Origin of the sequence: Terriglobus sp. 2YAB30_2, from assembly GCF_052114765.1 — a bacterium.
Lineage (GTDB): Bacteria > Acidobacteriota > Terriglobia > Terriglobales > Acidobacteriaceae > Terriglobus.
Genome location: NZ_JBFRFJ010000008.1, coordinates 289,422 through 306,266, shown reverse-complemented (window position 1 = coordinate 306,266; position 16,845 = coordinate 289,422). Strand labels below are relative to the sequence as shown.

General features: G+C 56.4%; 8 protein-coding genes. All 8 read right to left on the bottom strand.

The features are described 5' to 3' along the window. Positions 1 to 118: 118 nt before the first annotated feature. Entirely contained in the window at positions 119 to 1,630 is a 1,512-nt protein-coding gene (locus AB4Y89_RS14135) for an APC family permease (RefSeq protein ID WP_442301576.1), read from the bottom strand. 148 nt (positions 1,631 to 1,778) lie between these two features. Further along, positions 1,779 to 5,594, bottom strand: a complete 3,816-nt coding sequence (locus AB4Y89_RS14130; RefSeq protein ID WP_442301575.1) for a carboxypeptidase-like regulatory domain-containing protein — start codon at positions 5,592 to 5,594, stop codon at positions 1,779 to 1,781. Positions 5,595 to 5,811: 217 nt separating this feature from the next. Beyond that, complete coding sequence (locus AB4Y89_RS14125; RefSeq protein ID WP_442301574.1) at positions 5,812 to 8,073, bottom strand: prolyl oligopeptidase family serine peptidase; 2,262 nt, start codon at positions 8,071 to 8,073, stop codon at positions 5,812 to 5,814. Positions 8,074 to 8,105: 32 nt separating this feature from the next. Continuing rightward, entirely contained in the window at positions 8,106 to 9,836 is a 1,731-nt protein-coding gene (locus AB4Y89_RS14120; RefSeq protein ID WP_442301573.1) for a DUF885 family protein, read from the bottom strand. 86 nt (positions 9,837 to 9,922) lie between these two features. Then, positions 9,923 to 12,313 (bottom strand): beta-L-arabinofuranosidase domain-containing protein, encoded by a 2,391-nt coding sequence (locus AB4Y89_RS14115; protein WP_442301572.1) that lies wholly within the window; start codon positions 12,311 to 12,313, stop codon positions 9,923 to 9,925. Positions 12,314 to 12,514: 201 nt separating this feature from the next. Further along, entirely contained in the window at positions 12,515 to 14,431 is a 1,917-nt protein-coding gene (locus tag AB4Y89_RS14110; protein WP_442301571.1) for an IPT/TIG domain-containing protein, read from the bottom strand. A gap of 489 nt (positions 14,432 to 14,920) precedes the next feature. Continuing rightward, positions 14,921 to 15,334, bottom strand: a complete 414-nt coding sequence (locus tag AB4Y89_RS14105) for a winged helix-turn-helix domain-containing protein (RefSeq protein WP_442301651.1) — start codon at positions 15,332 to 15,334, stop codon at positions 14,921 to 14,923. A 441-nt stretch (positions 15,335 to 15,775) separates the two neighbouring features. Next, entirely contained in the window at positions 15,776 to 16,828 is a 1,053-nt protein-coding gene (locus AB4Y89_RS14100) for a sugar phosphate nucleotidyltransferase (protein ID WP_442301570.1), read from the bottom strand. Between the last annotated feature and the right edge of the window lie 17 nt (positions 16,829 to 16,845).

Genomic DNA, 16,845 nt, shown 5'->3' with positions numbered 1-16,845 from the left:
CGCGAACAATAAACAAGCTTATGCCTTTGCCTCTTTTGTTTTGCTTAAGGGCATGGCTTCAGCCATGCCGCGCGCAAGCCGCGAAGTATGCGGCTTTAGCCGCTGAGGTACCCACAGACTACTCCGTAACAGCCTCACCGAGGTTACGCCTCGAAGCATTGCGCTGCAGCAGTGCATACACCGGGATGCCACTCAAAATGATGATCAGGCCAGGCCATGTGGTTGATGTGCGATAGCAGAAGAGCACTGCCAGCACGATCGCCGCTCCTACCAGATACAATGCCGGCAGCCATGGATATCCCCAGCAGCGATAGGGCCGTACTGCATCCGGCTTCGTCGCTCGCAAACGGAAGAGTCCGGCGACGGTAAGGATATAGAACAGCAGCGCCGCCGAGATTACGTAATCCAGCAGGTTGCTGTAGAGGTTGCCATACTCTCCCGTAGCTGCGTTGTAGGTCCGTGGCAGTACCAGCAGGAGCGACCATAGGCACTGTAATCCGAGAGCCCATCCCGGGACCCGCGCCCGGTTCAGGACACCGGCGCGCCGGAAGAACAATCCGTCCTGCGCCATTGCGTAATAGGCACGACCTCCTGCGAGGGTTAGCGCATTGACTGTGCCGAAGGTCGAGACCATGATCAGCAGGCTCATGGCCAGCTTGCCGATTCCAGGCAGAACAGTATCCACCACGAGTGTCGCTACACGATCCTGCGATGCGGTCTGAATCCCTTCGACAGGGAGCACTGCGAGGTAACAAAGATTACACAGCAGATAAAGCCCAATGACGAGCGAGGTTCCAATCGCCAGCGACAGTGGAAGATTCCTCTTCGGGTTACGCACCTCTCCTGCGACGAAAGTGATGTCGTGCCAGGAGTCCGCCGAGAAGAGCGAACCGGTCTGCGAGACACACAGCGCCACCAGCATGCCCCACGCCGTAGCAATCTCCGTACTGCCGATGGCGGTGACATGGATTGGAGTCCATGCTCGCGCAAAATTCGCATGGAAGATCTGCGGGTTCCGCAGGAACGCGTATGCCGCCAGGCCCAGCAGCGCCACCATGCCTGTGAGCTTCGCCACAGTAAAAACATTCTGGATCAGCTTGCCCCACTCGACCCCATAGGTGTTGATCAACGCGATGAGAAGAATGATCACGAGCGCTAACGCCTGTGCTGTCGAGAGCGAAAGTGCATACGACGATCCCAGATGGATCGGTGCGATCAGATATTGCTTCTCAGAGATGGCAGGAAAGATCCCTCCGCTGAAGCGCGCGAACGCAATAGCTACGGCAGCGATGGTGCCGGTCTGAATCACTGTCACCAGGGTCCAGCCATACAGGAACCCGAAGATCGGTGAGAACGCCTCCCGCAGGTAGACATACATGCCACCGGCTGATGGCATCATGGCCGCCAGCTCTCCATAGCTGAGAGCCCCGGCGATGGTCAGCACTCCGGTGATCAACCACGCCACCATCAGCCAGCCGGCTGAGCCCAACTGCCGCGTGATCTCCGCGCTGACGATGAAGATACCGGAGCCCACCATGACCCCGGCCACGATCATTACAGAGTCGAACAGACCTAATGCCTTGCGGAACTCGGCGCCTTCGCTCTCCCGCTTCAGATGCTGCTGCTCCATTCACTGCCCTCTGTGCAACCGCGTTGTATGACGTACTCTTTGATACCACGGCAGCCTGTTCGTGATTCGTCGACTGTGTTGAAAGAAGAGGAATGCCCGGCACGGAGGCTCTACGCCTGGCGTGCCGGGCAACTTTGTTGTTGCTCGATTAGAACTCGATGTTGCCGCGTAGTTCGATCCAGCGAGGATGGTTGGTGACTCCGCTGTTGGCAAAGTTCGTGCTCTGCACACTGCTGCCGAACGAGTTAGGTGTACTTCCAAAGACAGGGTGATTCCAGATATTCAGGAACTCACTCTGCAGCTTCACCTGAATACGTTCATGGACCGGGAAGCTCTTGGAGACGGACATGTCGTGATAGAACGCACGTGGACCATATAGATAGAGCCTTTCACCGATGGTGCCCGGCGTAGTGTTCGGTTGAATGTAGCTCTGGTTGGCTCCGCCGGCAGACAGATACTTCGGATCCAGCAGCCGGGCGTAGGTCTTACCCGGCACACGGTGAACTCCAACCGCACGCTGCAGATCCTTCGCAGTAACACCGACCAGCCGTATGCCGCCGTCGGCATAGTCGTTATACGTCGCGTTACCGCCGAATATCTGCTGCGCAGCGCCGGTCTGGATAATCATGATCGATCCGAGGGTCCAGTTGCCTGCAAGACGGCTGACCAGGTTGTTCGAGCTGAGGAACGTCTTTCCTTTTCCAAACGGCAGATCATACGACGACGTAAGGTGCACGACATGACGAATGTCGTACGGCGTTGGTCCGTATCCTTTGCTGAGGTCGCGCAAAGTCAACAGGTTGTCTGCGCCCGCAGTATAGTTCTGCGTCGAACCGATCCCTAGCGCCTTGCCAAAGGTATAGTTCGCATCAAAGACCCAGCCATGCCAGTTCTGCTGACGGAAGTCCAGCTGCAGCGAGTGATAGTTCGAATATCCCACAGCCTTCATCAGGCTGGTGCTGGTGCCCGCGGCATATGGATTCGCCTGGAAGAAGTTGATCGGATAGCCCGCGCCGGCGCCGGTGTATCCGGCGTTGTTGGCGCAGGGCGAGAAGGAAGATCCTACCAGATTGCAGAAGTAGGTCGTCGTTCCCGAGATGCCGCTCAGCACATTGGCCAACGCGCCGACCTGCCCCGTTTTGACGTAGTTCAGATAATCGGCGTTCTCGTAGTCGACCGCGCCTCCATAGGTTCCGGAGGGCTCACCGGCGAAGGCGGCCTCAAAGATTGAGGTCTTGTTACTGCCATGGAAGGTTGTGCCACCACTCGCAGCGTAGTTTGCCTGCGCCCGCTGGAACTCCGCCAGGAAGCCGTTCTCGAAGACATTCACTTCGTTGGGATTGATCGCCAACCATTGGTGCAGCGTCCGATTTCCGTCGTATCGTACCTCGACGGCGCGGTTTCCAAACTTCCGCTCAAAACCAAAATTCCAGCTCTGCGTATATGGCTGCTTGATGTTGTAATCCATGCCCGCAGCCGAGATCGAGTTCAGGAAGGTGAAGTCGGCCAACGGCTCTGTACGCAGATAGCTTGCAGGTGAAAGGCCGCGTGCCGGTAGGGTATTCCCCAGGGAAAGAGAACCGGGTGCAAAGGTGCCTGTCTGCCCCGAGGTATTTGGATTCAGATAGAAGCTCTGATAGAAGAACGCTCCGTAGGACGAGGAGTTGTTCCAGTAGTACTGCTGCGGCATAGTGAAGCGCCGTAGACCGTAGCCACCGCGGATCACCGTATCTCCCTGACCAAAGAGCTTTCCAAGGAAGCCTTCCTGGTTTCGCGGATTCCAGGCAAAGCCAACCTGCGGCTGAGGCGAAACATTCCAGGGAGCATAGGAATGCGGCCGTGTCTCAAACTGAGGGTTGCTGGTTCCCTGCAGCGATCCTGGACGGAAGAGGTTGCCAACGCCGGAGGGACCGTACACCGACGCCTCGGTCAACGAGTGATAGGCGCCGGTAAGGTCGTGGTTGTCGCCGGTAAAGTCCCAGCGCATACCGTAGTTCAGCGTCAGGGTCGGGAAGATGCGCCAGGAGTCTTGCGCGAACAATCCCCAGGCCGTCTGCAATTCGTTCAGGTTGTAGGCACCGACAGCCTTGAGATAGTCGCCCGTCTTCTGCGAATACGAGTAGCTGCCGTTGACATAGTTGATGCGGCCCGTCAGGACAGCATAGATCTGCTGCGCTTCGTTCAGATTGTCCGGGCTGGCGTTCGGCAGGCTCGAGCTGGAAAAGGCGTTGTTCGCTGGGTCACCGGCTGCAAGGCCCAGGTTGATGTTGTCAAAGCCGGCCGGCGGATTCCAGTAGTGATCCTGCTCGCGGTTCCACATGCCGCCGAACTTGATGGAGTGTGATCCCTTCTGCCAACTGATCGAATCGGAGGCGTTCAGTACCGGATAGAAGTTTGAGGTCGGCAACGTGTAGGTCTGCCCTGACATGCTGCCGCTGCCCCAGTTATCCAGCCCCCAGTAGATCGTCGGGTTGGTTGCGTAGAGTGACGGTGCATCCTGCGCATAGCGGTTGACCGTATAGAGATAGCCCAGCTTCAACTGATTCATCATCCGAGGACTGATCTGATAGTCCAGGCCATATCCGACGGTGAAGGAACGATTCTGATATCCGGAGTTCTGATTTTGAAATGAGCTACCCGGGAATGGAGGTGCGTATGAGCCCGCCTGCTTCACCTGCGACATATTCCAGGTGAGATACATGTGCGTCTTCTCGGACCTTGCATAGTCCAGACGCACTGTGGGGTAGTAGTAGATATAGGGCGCTGGAGAATTCCAGAGAATCGAGCGTATGTTCGCGTCGCTGGTTCCAATGGTGCTGCCGGACGAGAGCGAGCTATTGATCGCCGAAAGTTGGCCTGCAATCACCGAGTTTACCGACGTCGGAAGCGCTGCACTGTAATTCTTCGCCAGCGTGAACAGGTTACGCGTGTAGATGTTGCCGTCCGTACCGGTATAGGTGAAGTTGCCATTCTGTGCCGTCGAGGTTAGGAACGAGTTGCTGTTCGTCTGGTTATATGGCTGCCGGCGCGTCGAGAAACTACCGAAGAAGAACAGCTTGTCCTTGAGGATTGGTCCGCCTAGACTGCCGCCAAAGTCGTTATAGATGACCTTGGCTCTACGGACGCCGGCGGCATTGTTGGCATAGGTATTGGCGAACAGACCGGAGTTGCGTGTGTCTACGTACACTCTGCCGTGAAACGCGTTGGTTCCAGAGCGCGTGACATAACTCAACTGCATGGTTGAGCGGCCGAAGCCCTGGTCCAGATCGATCTGATCGCTCTGAACGGACATCTCCGCGATATTCTCCACGCGGGGCGAGGCCGCCGCCTGCACATTGCCGTTGTACTTGCCGCGCGAGGCCGCGCCGACGACACCATCGATGTTCACACCCTGGTTCGTCAAAGGCTGGCCGTTCCACACGCCGATCTGGCTGCCGTTGGTGTCCTGCGATCCGGCATAGCCTGCCGTGAGCCGCGCCAGCGACGTCAGGTCGCGGCCAACGATTGGCAGAACTTCGATTGCCTTCAGATCAATCACCGCGCCGAGCGAGTTCGAGCTCACATCGAGCAGCGGGGTCGCCACCGCGCTCACATTCACCGTGTCGTTCGTGCTACCGATCTGCAACACCACCGCAACCGGTGTGACCTGCGATGCATGCACGATGACGGTGTCGACCCGAGTCGTAGAGAACCCAGGTGAGGAGACATTCAGGCGATAGGTTCCGATCGGCAGGTTGACGAAGCTGAAGGCTCCTGTGCCTTCCGTTGCCGCTTTACGAGTGATATTGGTGTCAAGCGCCGTCAGTTCCAGGCTGGCTGCGGGAACAACGCCACCGGTAGCGTCCGCAACGGTTACCGAGACAGTGCCCTGCGTTCCAGACTGTCCATGCAGCCTGCAACACAAGAAGAGAAGAACAGCCAGAAAGGCTTCGGGAAAACGTTTCCCTGAAATTCGTATCAACATACGACCTCCTTCAGAAACAGCGAGACTGCGTATTCTGCGAACCCGAGACAGGGATGGGGGGAGAGACCAGAAACAGACAACACCGCTTAGCGGCGGTATGACAGCTTTGTTAACAACGTGACCCGATTATGTCGTTAATTGTGTACAAAACTCAATACAAAAATTTAGACGATTTTGAGTCCCATTCTTGGAGGGCGAGACCACCCCCTCGGCCCACTCATGGCTTCGCCGGTTTTTCCATCGCATTCCATTCCGGAGTACGGTCACCATAGAGCGCCTGCACAAAGAAGTCCTCAAGCTTGCGCTGCCCATAGGCTCCCCCGGCGCCATGTTTCCCGCCGGGTACATACAGCAGGTCAAATACCTTATTGGCCATCTCCAGACGGTCTGCCACCTGGAATGTTGAGGCGGGGTCGACGTTATCGTCCATCTCACCGACCACCAGCATCAGCCTCCCTTTCAGGCGCCAGGCGTTGTCTACATTCGACGAGGCAGAATACTCCGGACCAATAGGCCACCCCATCCACTGTTCGTTCCACCAGATCTTGTCCATGCGGTTGTCATGACATCCGCTGTTGGCGACCGCGGCCTTGTAGAACTCCGGATGAAACAACAGAGCGCCCATCGCACTCTGCCCGCCGGCCGAGGTCCCGAAGATTCCCATGCGGGTGATGTCGTACCAGGGATGGCTGCTCGCATACGCTTTGTGCCACAGGATGCGATCCTCAAAGCCCGCATCCTTCAGGTTCTTCCAGGCCACGTTATGAAAGGCTTTCGATCGATTGTTAGTGCCCATGCCATCGATCTGCACCACAACGAATCCCAGCTCAGTCAACGGCTCCGCGTGGGTGGAGAATATCTTAGGCACAAATGATCCCTGCGGCCCTGCATAGATGTTCTCCACCACGGGATATCGCTTCTTCGGATCGAAGTTCGCCGGCTTCCACACCACGCCCCAGATCTCTGTCTTGCCGTCCCGTCCCAGCGCATGAAATGGTTCTGGCGCATGCCATCCGGCGGCCTTAAGCTTGTCGAGAGTCCCCCGTTCCAGCTCTGACACCAGAGAACAATCACTTGTGCGATGAAYGGTAAGCACCGGAGGATCTTCCACTGTACTTACCAGGTCGAAATACAGTGTTCCGTCCTCTGAGTACGCGACCTTGTGATTGCCAGCGGAGGGTGTAAGCGATGTCAGGCCCGTTCCGTCAAAGCCAATGCGATAGGCATGCACGAAATAAGGGTCTTCCCCCGCGTTCATTCCGCTTGCTGAAAACCAGATCGTGCGTTTCTCTTCATCTATGCGATCGACAGACCGGACAACCCAATCGCCCCGCGTGATCTGGTTCTTCACGCTTCCGGTCCGGCCGTCCAACAGGTACAGATGCTCCCATCCGTCCCGCTCCGATGCCCAAAGGATCTCTTTCCCGTCAGCGAGATCGCGGCGATACTCCTTGCCTGTGTCCTGCTGCTCCGGGATCAGTGAACGATAGTCCACGAAGGTCTCGCTGGTCTCGTTCACAAGCGTCCGGGCAGCTCCGGTAGCGGCATCCACCTCGATCACGCGATAGACCTGATGTCCCCGCTGGTTGTACTCGAAGGTGAATCCACGGCAGTCCTGCCACCACCGTGCCTGCGAAAGCTCATACGGATTCGGGAATAGATCGTTCGCGATAGCGATCTGTTTCTCTGTGCTTACGTCGAATAACACTGGCTGCTGGAGATCCAGCACATCGCCCGGCTTGGCATACGGAATCTCCGGATAGAGAGGCTGCAGTTGCGTCGCGGGCGACGATTGCACAAATCGGATGGTGCGGTGATAACCGGGACGAATGCGGTAAACCACCAGCTTCGATGAGTCGGGGGACCAGGAGATGGTATCCAGATCGTAGTAATTTCCTTCTGACCCATCTGTGCTCAGGGCCAGGCGCTGTTTACCATCAGCACTGCGGACCATGAGATTGAAGTTCACGACCAAAGCCTCCCACTTCCTATCGGGTGATGGGATACTGCGATTCTCGGGACTGCGAGGGGACTCTCTACCGCCATCAGCGCCATCTTCGTCCCGCCTGCATGCATAACTCTTCAGATCGCATCGCCACGGCGTATAGCCGATGCGGAACGCCAGGCTGCTTCGATGACCTTCCAGCCTGGCATCGCGTAGTGGAAGCTGCCCCGGCTTCACCTCTTCGTGTGTAGCAGCGCTCAGCGCTGTGGCCATCCGCTCATGGTCGAAGGCCAACTCCTTCTTCCCTGTTTCCACATCCGCGAGAAAGAACTGGTGACCGCCGCCTGCTACCGTCTTGTCATACAGCAGCACATGTTCGCCCTGGACCCAATGGGCGCCGCGGACCACCTTCTCCGTCAGGTCTCCGTACCTCTCATTCAACTTCGCGGCGCGCTCGTAGTCTTCAGGTGTGACGGCCGAAAAACTGGTTTGCGCACAGATGAAGGCAAGCACTGCACAGGCAGCGTATTTCATGCATCACTCCTCAGTACTGCCGGCTCACAGGCTCACGGATGGGTGGGATGCTCGCCGTAAAACTTCCACTGCGGGACAAAGTCACGCTTCAGCGTCTCGTGTTCCAGGTAGGCTCGCAGCAGCGCGATCGGCATCGCATTCTCATGAAGCACCGCATCGTGGAACTCACGCTCGGTCATCTTGCCGCTTCCAGTCAGCTCCTTATGCAGCGCGCGGAACTGCAAGGCGCCCATCAGATAGGCGCTCTGGTACAGCGGACCAACCGATCCATCGAAGGACCGTCTCACTTCGGCCGTCGCATTCTCCGGTTCGAAGCCGACGTTGTCGATCAGGAACTGCACACACTGTTGCGGTGTCCACTTACCGAGATGAAAGTTCATCGTGAAGATGACGCGCGCCGAACGATGCATGCGCCATACCAGCGCACCGACGCGCTCCTCCGGAGTCCGGTCGAAGCCACGGTCCCAGAACAACATCTCCCACCACAATGAATTCCCCTCGTACCAGAAGGGCGTCTGAAAGGGGTCGCGATACGGCCGGTAACGCGCTGCCATATAAAACTGCAGAAAGTGCCCGGGAATCATCTCGTGAAATGCGGTCGCACGGGCAAACGGAATATTATTGCCGCGCATGCTCATCTCACGCTGCTCGAAGGTCATGGTGTTCGTCGGATACGAGACGCTGATCTCGTCCCCTCCGGTGAAGAACGGGTTCACCAACTGGCGTTCGGGCGTCATCATGATCATGCGCCACGTCTCTTCGGCCGTTGGCGGTACCGTCACCAGATCGTTTTTCTTGACGAACTCAATGCCCTCCACCACTAGTTTGCGAATCAGCTCCGGCTGATCACCCGGAGGCACGTGCATCGTTTTGACCTTCTCTACCGCCGCGTGCCAGTCATCGCCATACCCCATCTCATGCGATGCCCGCAGCATCTCCTTCATGCACCAGTCGTATTCGGTCTGCGCGATGGCTGTCAGCTCTTCAGGGGTGTATGGAATAAGGTCGGCTGACAGCTCGCGCATCAACGCCTCATGGCCTACCGGATCTCCGATGATGGTCTTCTTGTCGTCAGCGGCGATCCCAACCAGCTTCTCCCGAAGGAATGCCTCATATTCTTCCAGCGCCTTATCTGCATCGCGATAGGGCTGCTCCACCCACCAGGTGAAGCCTGGGTCATAGCCGCTGTATTGCCCATACCAGTTATGAAGGACCTTCTTTAGCTGCTCTGTCGCGGCAACTGCGCGGTTAGCAACGACAGCATCGAACTTCGGTTTGCCTTCGCTCTTCGCCGGATCGAGCGCGTGTTTCGCGTTCTCAATGGCCCGGACCATGGCCATCAGCGTCGCGGCCGTCTTCTCAGCATCCGGCCGCACCATGCGCCGGTGCTTATCCTCCAGGTCTTCAATCGTTCCGGCAAAAGGAAGCAGCGGTCTCATGGCCGTTGCCTTCTCGCGCTGCAGGCCGAGCTCGTACAGCTCGCCTCGGAGCTGGTTCTGAAGCAGCAGGTAATCCAGCTTTTCGTCTTCTGCCAACGTCTTGAAGTCAACCGCAGCAAGCTCTTTCTGTTTCTGTTGATAGAACGCCTCCATCCTGTCCAGGCGGCTCGCTGAGAAAGAAATAACGTATGCCGCCTCCAGCGCTCTGCGATCGGCGCTGAACTGCTGGATCATCGATGGCAGCTTCGGCTCTGCAGCTTGCGGGGTTGCGGCCCGCGTCTGAAGGCAAAAACAGGAGAAGACAACGACTGCGATGGTCGGCACAAGACATGTTGAAAATTTGTTCGTTCTATCCACGATGTTATTCTTCTCCTCAAGGCAGAACAAAAGCCGCTCACGGCGGCTCTTGCTTACGACGAAACGTTTGCGTCTTTCTTAGCAGTAAACAAGCGGACACCGAATACCGGTCCTACTGTCGACCGGTCATGTGGAATAAAGCGCACCCGGATGCTCTCTTTGCCCTTTGTCAGGTCAGTGCTCAACGGATATTCCACATCGAAGAACTTTCCGGGACGATCCTGCTTCAGCGTCTGGGTGGCGACCTTCACATTGTCCACCAGGATGTCGAAGCTTCGTTCGCGCTCATCACCCCAGTAGGTAGCCTGCAGCACCATCTCCACGGGTTTGCACTTCAGCGTGAACTCGAAGTATCCACCGGAACGAGCGTCACGTCCATTCCGCCCGCGATACGACACCGGATATGAGATCTCCGAAACCAGCTTATGGTCCCTCTCAGGCTGCATCTCGCCCAGATGCATCACATCGACAGACCGTGCAGCGATATCCCGCGCCTTTGCCTGCTCTGCCAGGAAGTTACTCTCTTCCATTTTCCATGCTGCTTCGGTGAACCGCTTGAAGTAGACGGCGCTGCGGCGATCGTACTGACTATAGAACGGAACGAACTTCAGGTCCGCCGGCCGTACGATGCCCTTCGACGCATAGATCGCCTTCTCGGACGAGACGGCCGAAAAGCCCGACAGCAGGTTCTCGCCTACCAGCGACGGATCGGGATTGTCCCATTTCTCCGATACCGGACCAAGATCAGCGCTCATAACCATGGGGCCGCGAAGCAATGCGACCGTATCGTTGTCACCGGGTGCGGGCTCCAGCCGCAGATCGAGCGGCAGAGTGATTGCCAACACGTCTCCCTGCTTCCACATTCGCTTTACCAACAGGTATCCACGTACCAGTTCAACATCGACTGCTTTTCCATTCACCGTGACCTTCGCCTTCTCTCCAGCCCATCCTGGAGAGCGGAGACCAATCGCAAAGCTTTGCCGTTGCGGTAGAGCCGTCAACGTCAGTCGCGATTCCGGCGCGAACGGATAGTTGGTCTCGAGCCTGAGCTTCGCCTTTCTACCTGGCCAATCGGCTTCGGCAGAAATATAGAGATTCACCAGCAACGCTCCGTCACCTTCCCAGAAGATCGACTCACCATGCTTGGCGTGACTCTCCATACCGGTGCCCACGCAACACCAGAAGGCGTCTTCCTTTGGAGTGGAATAGCCGCGCTCCGCTCCGGACATCAGCGGGGTCATATAGGTAAAGCCGCCGTCTTTCGGATTCTGTGCCGCCATCACGTGATTCAGGTGCGCCCGCTCGTAGTAGTCGAAGTAGGTTCCATCTGGATGCCAGGCATACAAATGCCGTGTCAGCTTCAGCATGTTGTACGTATTGCAGTGCTCACAGGTCTGCTCGGTAATGTGGGCAGCGATCGTGTCGGGAGCTGAGAAATACTCACGGTCTGCGTTTCCACCGATGACATAGCTGTGGTGCTTCGTCACCGCCTCCCAGAAGAACTCCGCTGCACGTCCTGGTTCGGGCTTGTTGGTAAGTTCGTGAAGTCGGGCAAGACCAATCAGCTTCGGCACCTGCGTATTCGCGTGGAAGTTTGCCAACTTATCTTCGCCGGCTTCCAGCGGATCCAGTACACGGCGGTCATACAACCGCTCTGAGACGGCAAGCCAACGCTTATCGTGAGTGATGGCATAGAGCTCCGCGTAGCTTTCGTTCAGGCCGCCATACTCGCAGGCCAGCAGCTTCTGCATCTGCTCGTCGTTCAGCGCATCGAAGACGTCCGCGAAATACCCGGCCAGTCCGGTTGCCACTTTGAGCGCAGTGGGATCACCCCAGCTCTCATAAACATCCAGCAGACCCGCGAAGACCTTGTGCACGGTGTAAAGCGGAGACCAGGAACCATTCAGATCGAATCCGCCGGACCGGATCTCGCCTTGCTTTACCTCGCGGAAGATCTCTTCTCCATCAACGATAGTTCCATCTTTACGCTTCCGCCCCAACGCTCCGACGTAGCCTGTTCCGCGCGCCGTCTGCGCCCTTGCCAGCTCATCCACGATGTAGTTCGCGCGCTCGCGGCATGCGACATCCCCGGTCTGCTCGTAGGTCCTCACCAATGCTGTGAGGTAGTGACCGAGTGAGTGTCCCGCGATCGTATCGCTCTCCCATCCTCCATAAATAGGAGCCTTCGGTGGCAGCCCTGCGTACTGGAGAAAATTATGCAGGAATCGATCCGCGCTCAGCCCCAGAAGATAACCGCGATTTACCTCCACTGCATTTGCATACGCCGAAGGCAGCAGACGGACTGACGACAGCGGCAGAGGCCTGGCGTTAGCCGGAAGCAGCGGTGGAGAAACAGCGATGGCGCCTGCGTTACTGGCGGCAACGGAAGCTGCCAGGCCATACAAAAAACCGCGGCGGGTGATCTGAGGCTCAATGAAAAGCATGCAGAATGTATACCATAATGTATTCATTCCGGACGGCCCGCCTTAGCCCGGACAGGGTAAACCTCTCCATCTTCATGGCCTTAGAGCATGTTCCCTGTAGGTGTAAAGTAGGGCCTCCGTATCAACAGGGAAAATGCTCTAAAAACAGCAAGGGACAGCGATCTGCTGTCCCCTGCCGTATTCTTCGGTTGGTTAGAGGGTTTACTGATAGGCACCCATCGACGGCGTGCTGCCGCGCTGCGTTCCAACGATGTCGACCGACGAAGTCTTAGCTGATGTTCCGGCATCCCTGCCAGCCGAGCTCGACTGCAGCGCAAAGTTAGTGCTTGAGGCAAAGCTCGGAGCCGACGTCAGAGGAGCCGAATCCCAGGAGGGAGCAGCGCCGGCGCCGGACCAGAGGTTGTTGGAGCCAGTCACATTTGTAGTGCCTGACTCGATGTATGGTTGAGCGGCGCTGGGCTGAACACAGATATTGTTCGTCAGGTTCATTCCCGCTCCGGCAAACACAATGCCGAAGCAGCCGTTCTGGTTGCCGGTCACGTAACCGCCGGCATCCACGATGGTGTTGTTGTACACCTGCACAGTACCGCTGGTAGCAGCCGGAGGATCAGAGTTGATGGCGATACCAGCTTCGTTCGCCACGCCATAGGGGTTCGACGCAGTTGCAACGTGAGAAATCACATTGTTGTACACCTCGACCGTGCCCTGCGATGGATCGACAGAGGCCAGACTTATACCGTCGCAGTATCCGCCGGTGATGACATTGTCGTGCACGTGAATGTCATACAGGTTTCCACCAGTGGTCGCATGGAACATGATGCTGCGGCAGTAGCCCTTGAAGTTCTGGCCAATGCTGTTCCAACCCGCGTCCGCGTGGTTGACACCGGTGGAGAAGTAAACAGCGTGATAGGTCTTATCCACGTTGCCGCCGGTATCGTGTACGTTGTTGCCCTGGAATGCCCACGTGTCGGCAGGACTTTCCGTCTCTCCTAAAACACATGCCGTGCCGCTAACGCCGCTGGGCGGCGCTGGGCAGGAGATGCTGTTGTTGATGATGCGCGCGTTGCCCGCCTCCGCATCGATGGCCGAAACCTGACCAACAATATTGAGGTTGGCGATGGTGATGTTCTTACCCCATCCCTTCACACCGTTTGGAACGCTGGTGCTGCCCACATTGACAGTTCCACCTGGGAACCCAACGATAGACAACTGGCTGGTCGGCGATGATCCACCGATATCGGTTGAGACCGCAGCATTGTAGCCACGGCCGTCATTGAAGCTGACGTCAGTACCAGGCATCAGATAGATGACCGTGTTCTTGGATGGTGAGCTGCTGTCATTTGACGTTACCGAATTGAACGCCGCACGCCAGGTCTTAAAGGGCTGCGCGTAGGTTCCMGGGTTCGTGTCTACGCCGTTGGGAGAGACGAAGACAATGTTGGTCGGAGTGACAGTGAACGGCACGCCATTGGATGCCAGACCGTTCACATTCACGACGATATTTCCCGTGGTTGCGGACGGACCGAGCTGAGCAATGATCTGCGTGTTGGTCCACGAGCACAGGCTGCAATTCGTTACAAGCGATCCACCAAGTGTCAGTGTGCTTGAGCCCTGCGATGAGCCAAAGTTGCTACCGAAGATGCGTACATACACACCATTACCGTTGTCGCCGCCGGTGCCTGCACCAACATTCAGATCAGTGAAGTTGATATGCGGAGCGCCGGACGTTGTGCTGCCCGAAGACGGATTGGTTGTGGGTGAGGTAGGTGATGTAGGAGTTGTAGGAGTTGTCGGTGTTGTCGGTGTTGTAGAAGCTGCAGTTACCGTGATGGCGGTCGATGCCGTCTGGCTGGTTGAGCTGTTACTTGCGACCAGGTTGTAACCGGTCGACTGTGTTGGAGTGACGACTGCACTTCCTGAAGCAGCAACTGCACTGCCGTTAATCGTCACTGAAGTTGCGCCGGAAGTACTCCACGAGATGGTTGATTGGTTCCCCGCCGTAATAGAAGTTGGCGAAGCGTTGATGGAAGCCGATAACGTAGTCGTAGTGGACCCTGAACGATGTCTGTGCCTGTAGTACTGACCGTGTGCGGATGAGCCTGCGGCGAGTATGGACACACTGCTCCCTACGATGAGGAGACGAATTATGGACTGATTCAAATCAAAAAACTCCCTTGGGGATCGAAGCTGCGGGGCTTCATGCAAGTTGGTGGCCAACTATGCGGGAATTCGATGATTCTGAAAACAGGTTGCTATGGGTAAAAAATGGAGATTTACCGATGTCGTAAGGGTAAATATTCTCCCGATGAAGGGACAAAACTTCCCTATCAGCTCAGAGAGCGCATGGAGGGCGGGTTTCCGCGTCAACCAACTCGCGGTTTTCCACAGTTCACCTTTTGACTCTGCTCTTCTTGTGAAATCACTGCTTTGAAGCAATGTCACATCAGCTTGGTCGATTCCGGTTCCAATATCTCTCGCACGAAATAACTTTTACGCAAAATCGGAGTAACTTCGCCAGAGTTCTCATATAGAATGCCGCTCTCAACTTATCTCATGCTATGCATAGATGTTCGTTGACCGAGGCTTGAGAGGCAATACAACATATGTTCAAGAGAAGAGACGCAATCGATGCCAGAGATCTGTAAGTGACCTCCGAATGCCGTGCCGCTGCGAGACTCTGGATGAACTCAAGTCTGATGTCGTGATATGAGCCGCCAATCGATATCCGTAACCATTCACGGTCTGGATGTATTCCTGTCCGTCAGCCATCTTGCCTAGTGACAGCCTCAGGAGATACACAGTTTGAGTGAGGGTATGGCATTCAACGTTGGTATTCGGCCATACCTCACGCAATAACGTATCTTTTCGGACTGGCTTACCCTGTGCTTGTACCAGGGCGCAAAGCAGATCAAGTTGTTTCGCAGGGATTGGGATTTTTTGTATTCCCCGGCTCAGGCTGTTAGGACCCTTTTCGAACGTAAACCCATCGAAGAAATAGACACAGCCCACTACGCACTCCATCCATTGTTTAAGAGCATTTTCCCTGTTGCCGGTTAATTCCATGGGGAACCTGCAGCGGCGTTTTCATTGAGGAAAACGCCATAGATGCAACAAACCCCTACACGACACCTACAGGGAAATGCTCTGTTTGTTTTTTGTTCTGCTGTTCCTTAATCCAAAGCTGATTTGTACGTCTCAATCAAGTTGCTGACTCAGGAGAAATTCGTCTATCGCAACGCTCATTTTTGGAAGGGGAGCAACACCATGTTCACGCAACACAATTTCAAGGATCTCGATATTCACATCGACTCGATGCATTGGGAAAGCACTGCATCGAGCCTACGTCACGAAAGCGTTTTCCCTGTTGCCGGGCTTCCCGGACGAGTCGTGCCGGGGCCTTTTCATTACTGAAAACTCCCATAAATGGGCAAGCCCTCCACTACACCCACAGGGAAAAACCCACTAAGCGCCCGGCGGCTGCTCGAACCGTAGTGAGCTCCGCAGCGGGACAGCTCCCGGATCGCGATGGTGCAAGCGCTGTACTGGCCGCCGCGCTGTCTCCCACTGCCGCAACCAGTACGGCATCTCGGCATCACGAGATCGCAGTACCGATAGCACTCGTTCGGCTTGACCAAGATCATGCCAATCCAGCCCAGTGAGCTCTGAAACCAGGAGCCGGCTTGCATTTGGAGAAAGAATCTGACGAGAGAAATCGATGGTGGGAATGTTGTCATACACGAACGTCGCAATGCGAAGCTCCCGCCGGTCATTCGCTACCGCATGGACGCGCTTAAGAACCGCCAGATCCGGAAGCGCTTCGAAGCATATGCTCAGCAAAGTCTGGACAGAGCCGACCATGACGAATGTATTCCATAGTCCTCCATTCGTCAGAAGCCGTTCCGCGACGGGCAGGCTGGGCTTTTCTTCAAAGCTCCGCACTTGAAACAGGTTCTCGCCGACTGCGGGACCTGGCACAATCCAGCCAAACTCAACCTCAGGTCCTGAGGGGTGCGCTCCAAGCAGCATGACGCAATCGCGATGCTGAGCCGCCGTCTCGAATGCAGATTCAATCGCCGCAGTGAATGATAGTTCGTTGGAGTAGTAGTGATCGCAAGGCAAGACCGCGACCAGGGCATTCGGCTGCTCCTCCGCAATGTGGAAGAGGCTGAGAAGAATTGCGGGCGCCGTGCCACGATTGAATGGCTGCACCAGCTTGTACGACGAAGTGCCGGCGAGGTCTTCCTGAAAGTACAGGCGGTGCCCTTCGGTCACCGCGTAGATTGTCTGATTTTCGGGGATGCTTCTTGCCGCGCGGTCGCGAGTCTGGCGAAGCAGGGTCTCCTGACTCAGAAGGCCGCAGAACTGCTTTGGCCGATCGTCGCCATAGATGACACGCGTCAGGCACTGCAGACGTGTGCCGTCTCCGCCGGCCAGAACAAGTCCCCAGCGGTTTTGGGCCGAAGCCGGCAAGTTGCGATCCTTATGTTCTACGAGGTGCAATCCATGATTCGTCACTCTTTCTCTCTCTCCAT

What these genes read in the sequence shown, in the direction of transcription:
- AB4Y89_RS14135 (WP_442301576.1), bottom strand. Translation starts at nt 1,630, where the DNA reads ATGGAGCAGCAGCATCTGAAGCGGGAGAGCGAAGGCGCCGAGTTCCGC.
- AB4Y89_RS14130 (WP_442301575.1), bottom strand. Translation starts at nt 5,594, where the DNA reads ATGTTGATACGAATTTCAGGGAAACGTTTTCCCGAAGCCTTTCTGGCT.
- AB4Y89_RS14115 (WP_442301572.1), bottom strand. Translation starts at nt 12,313, where the DNA reads ATGCTTTTCATTGAGCCTCAGATCACCCGCCGCGGTTTTTTGTATGGC.
- AB4Y89_RS14105 (WP_442301651.1), bottom strand. Translation starts at nt 15,334, where the DNA reads ATGGAGTGCGTAGTGGGCTGTGTCTATTTCTTCGATGGGTTTACGTTC.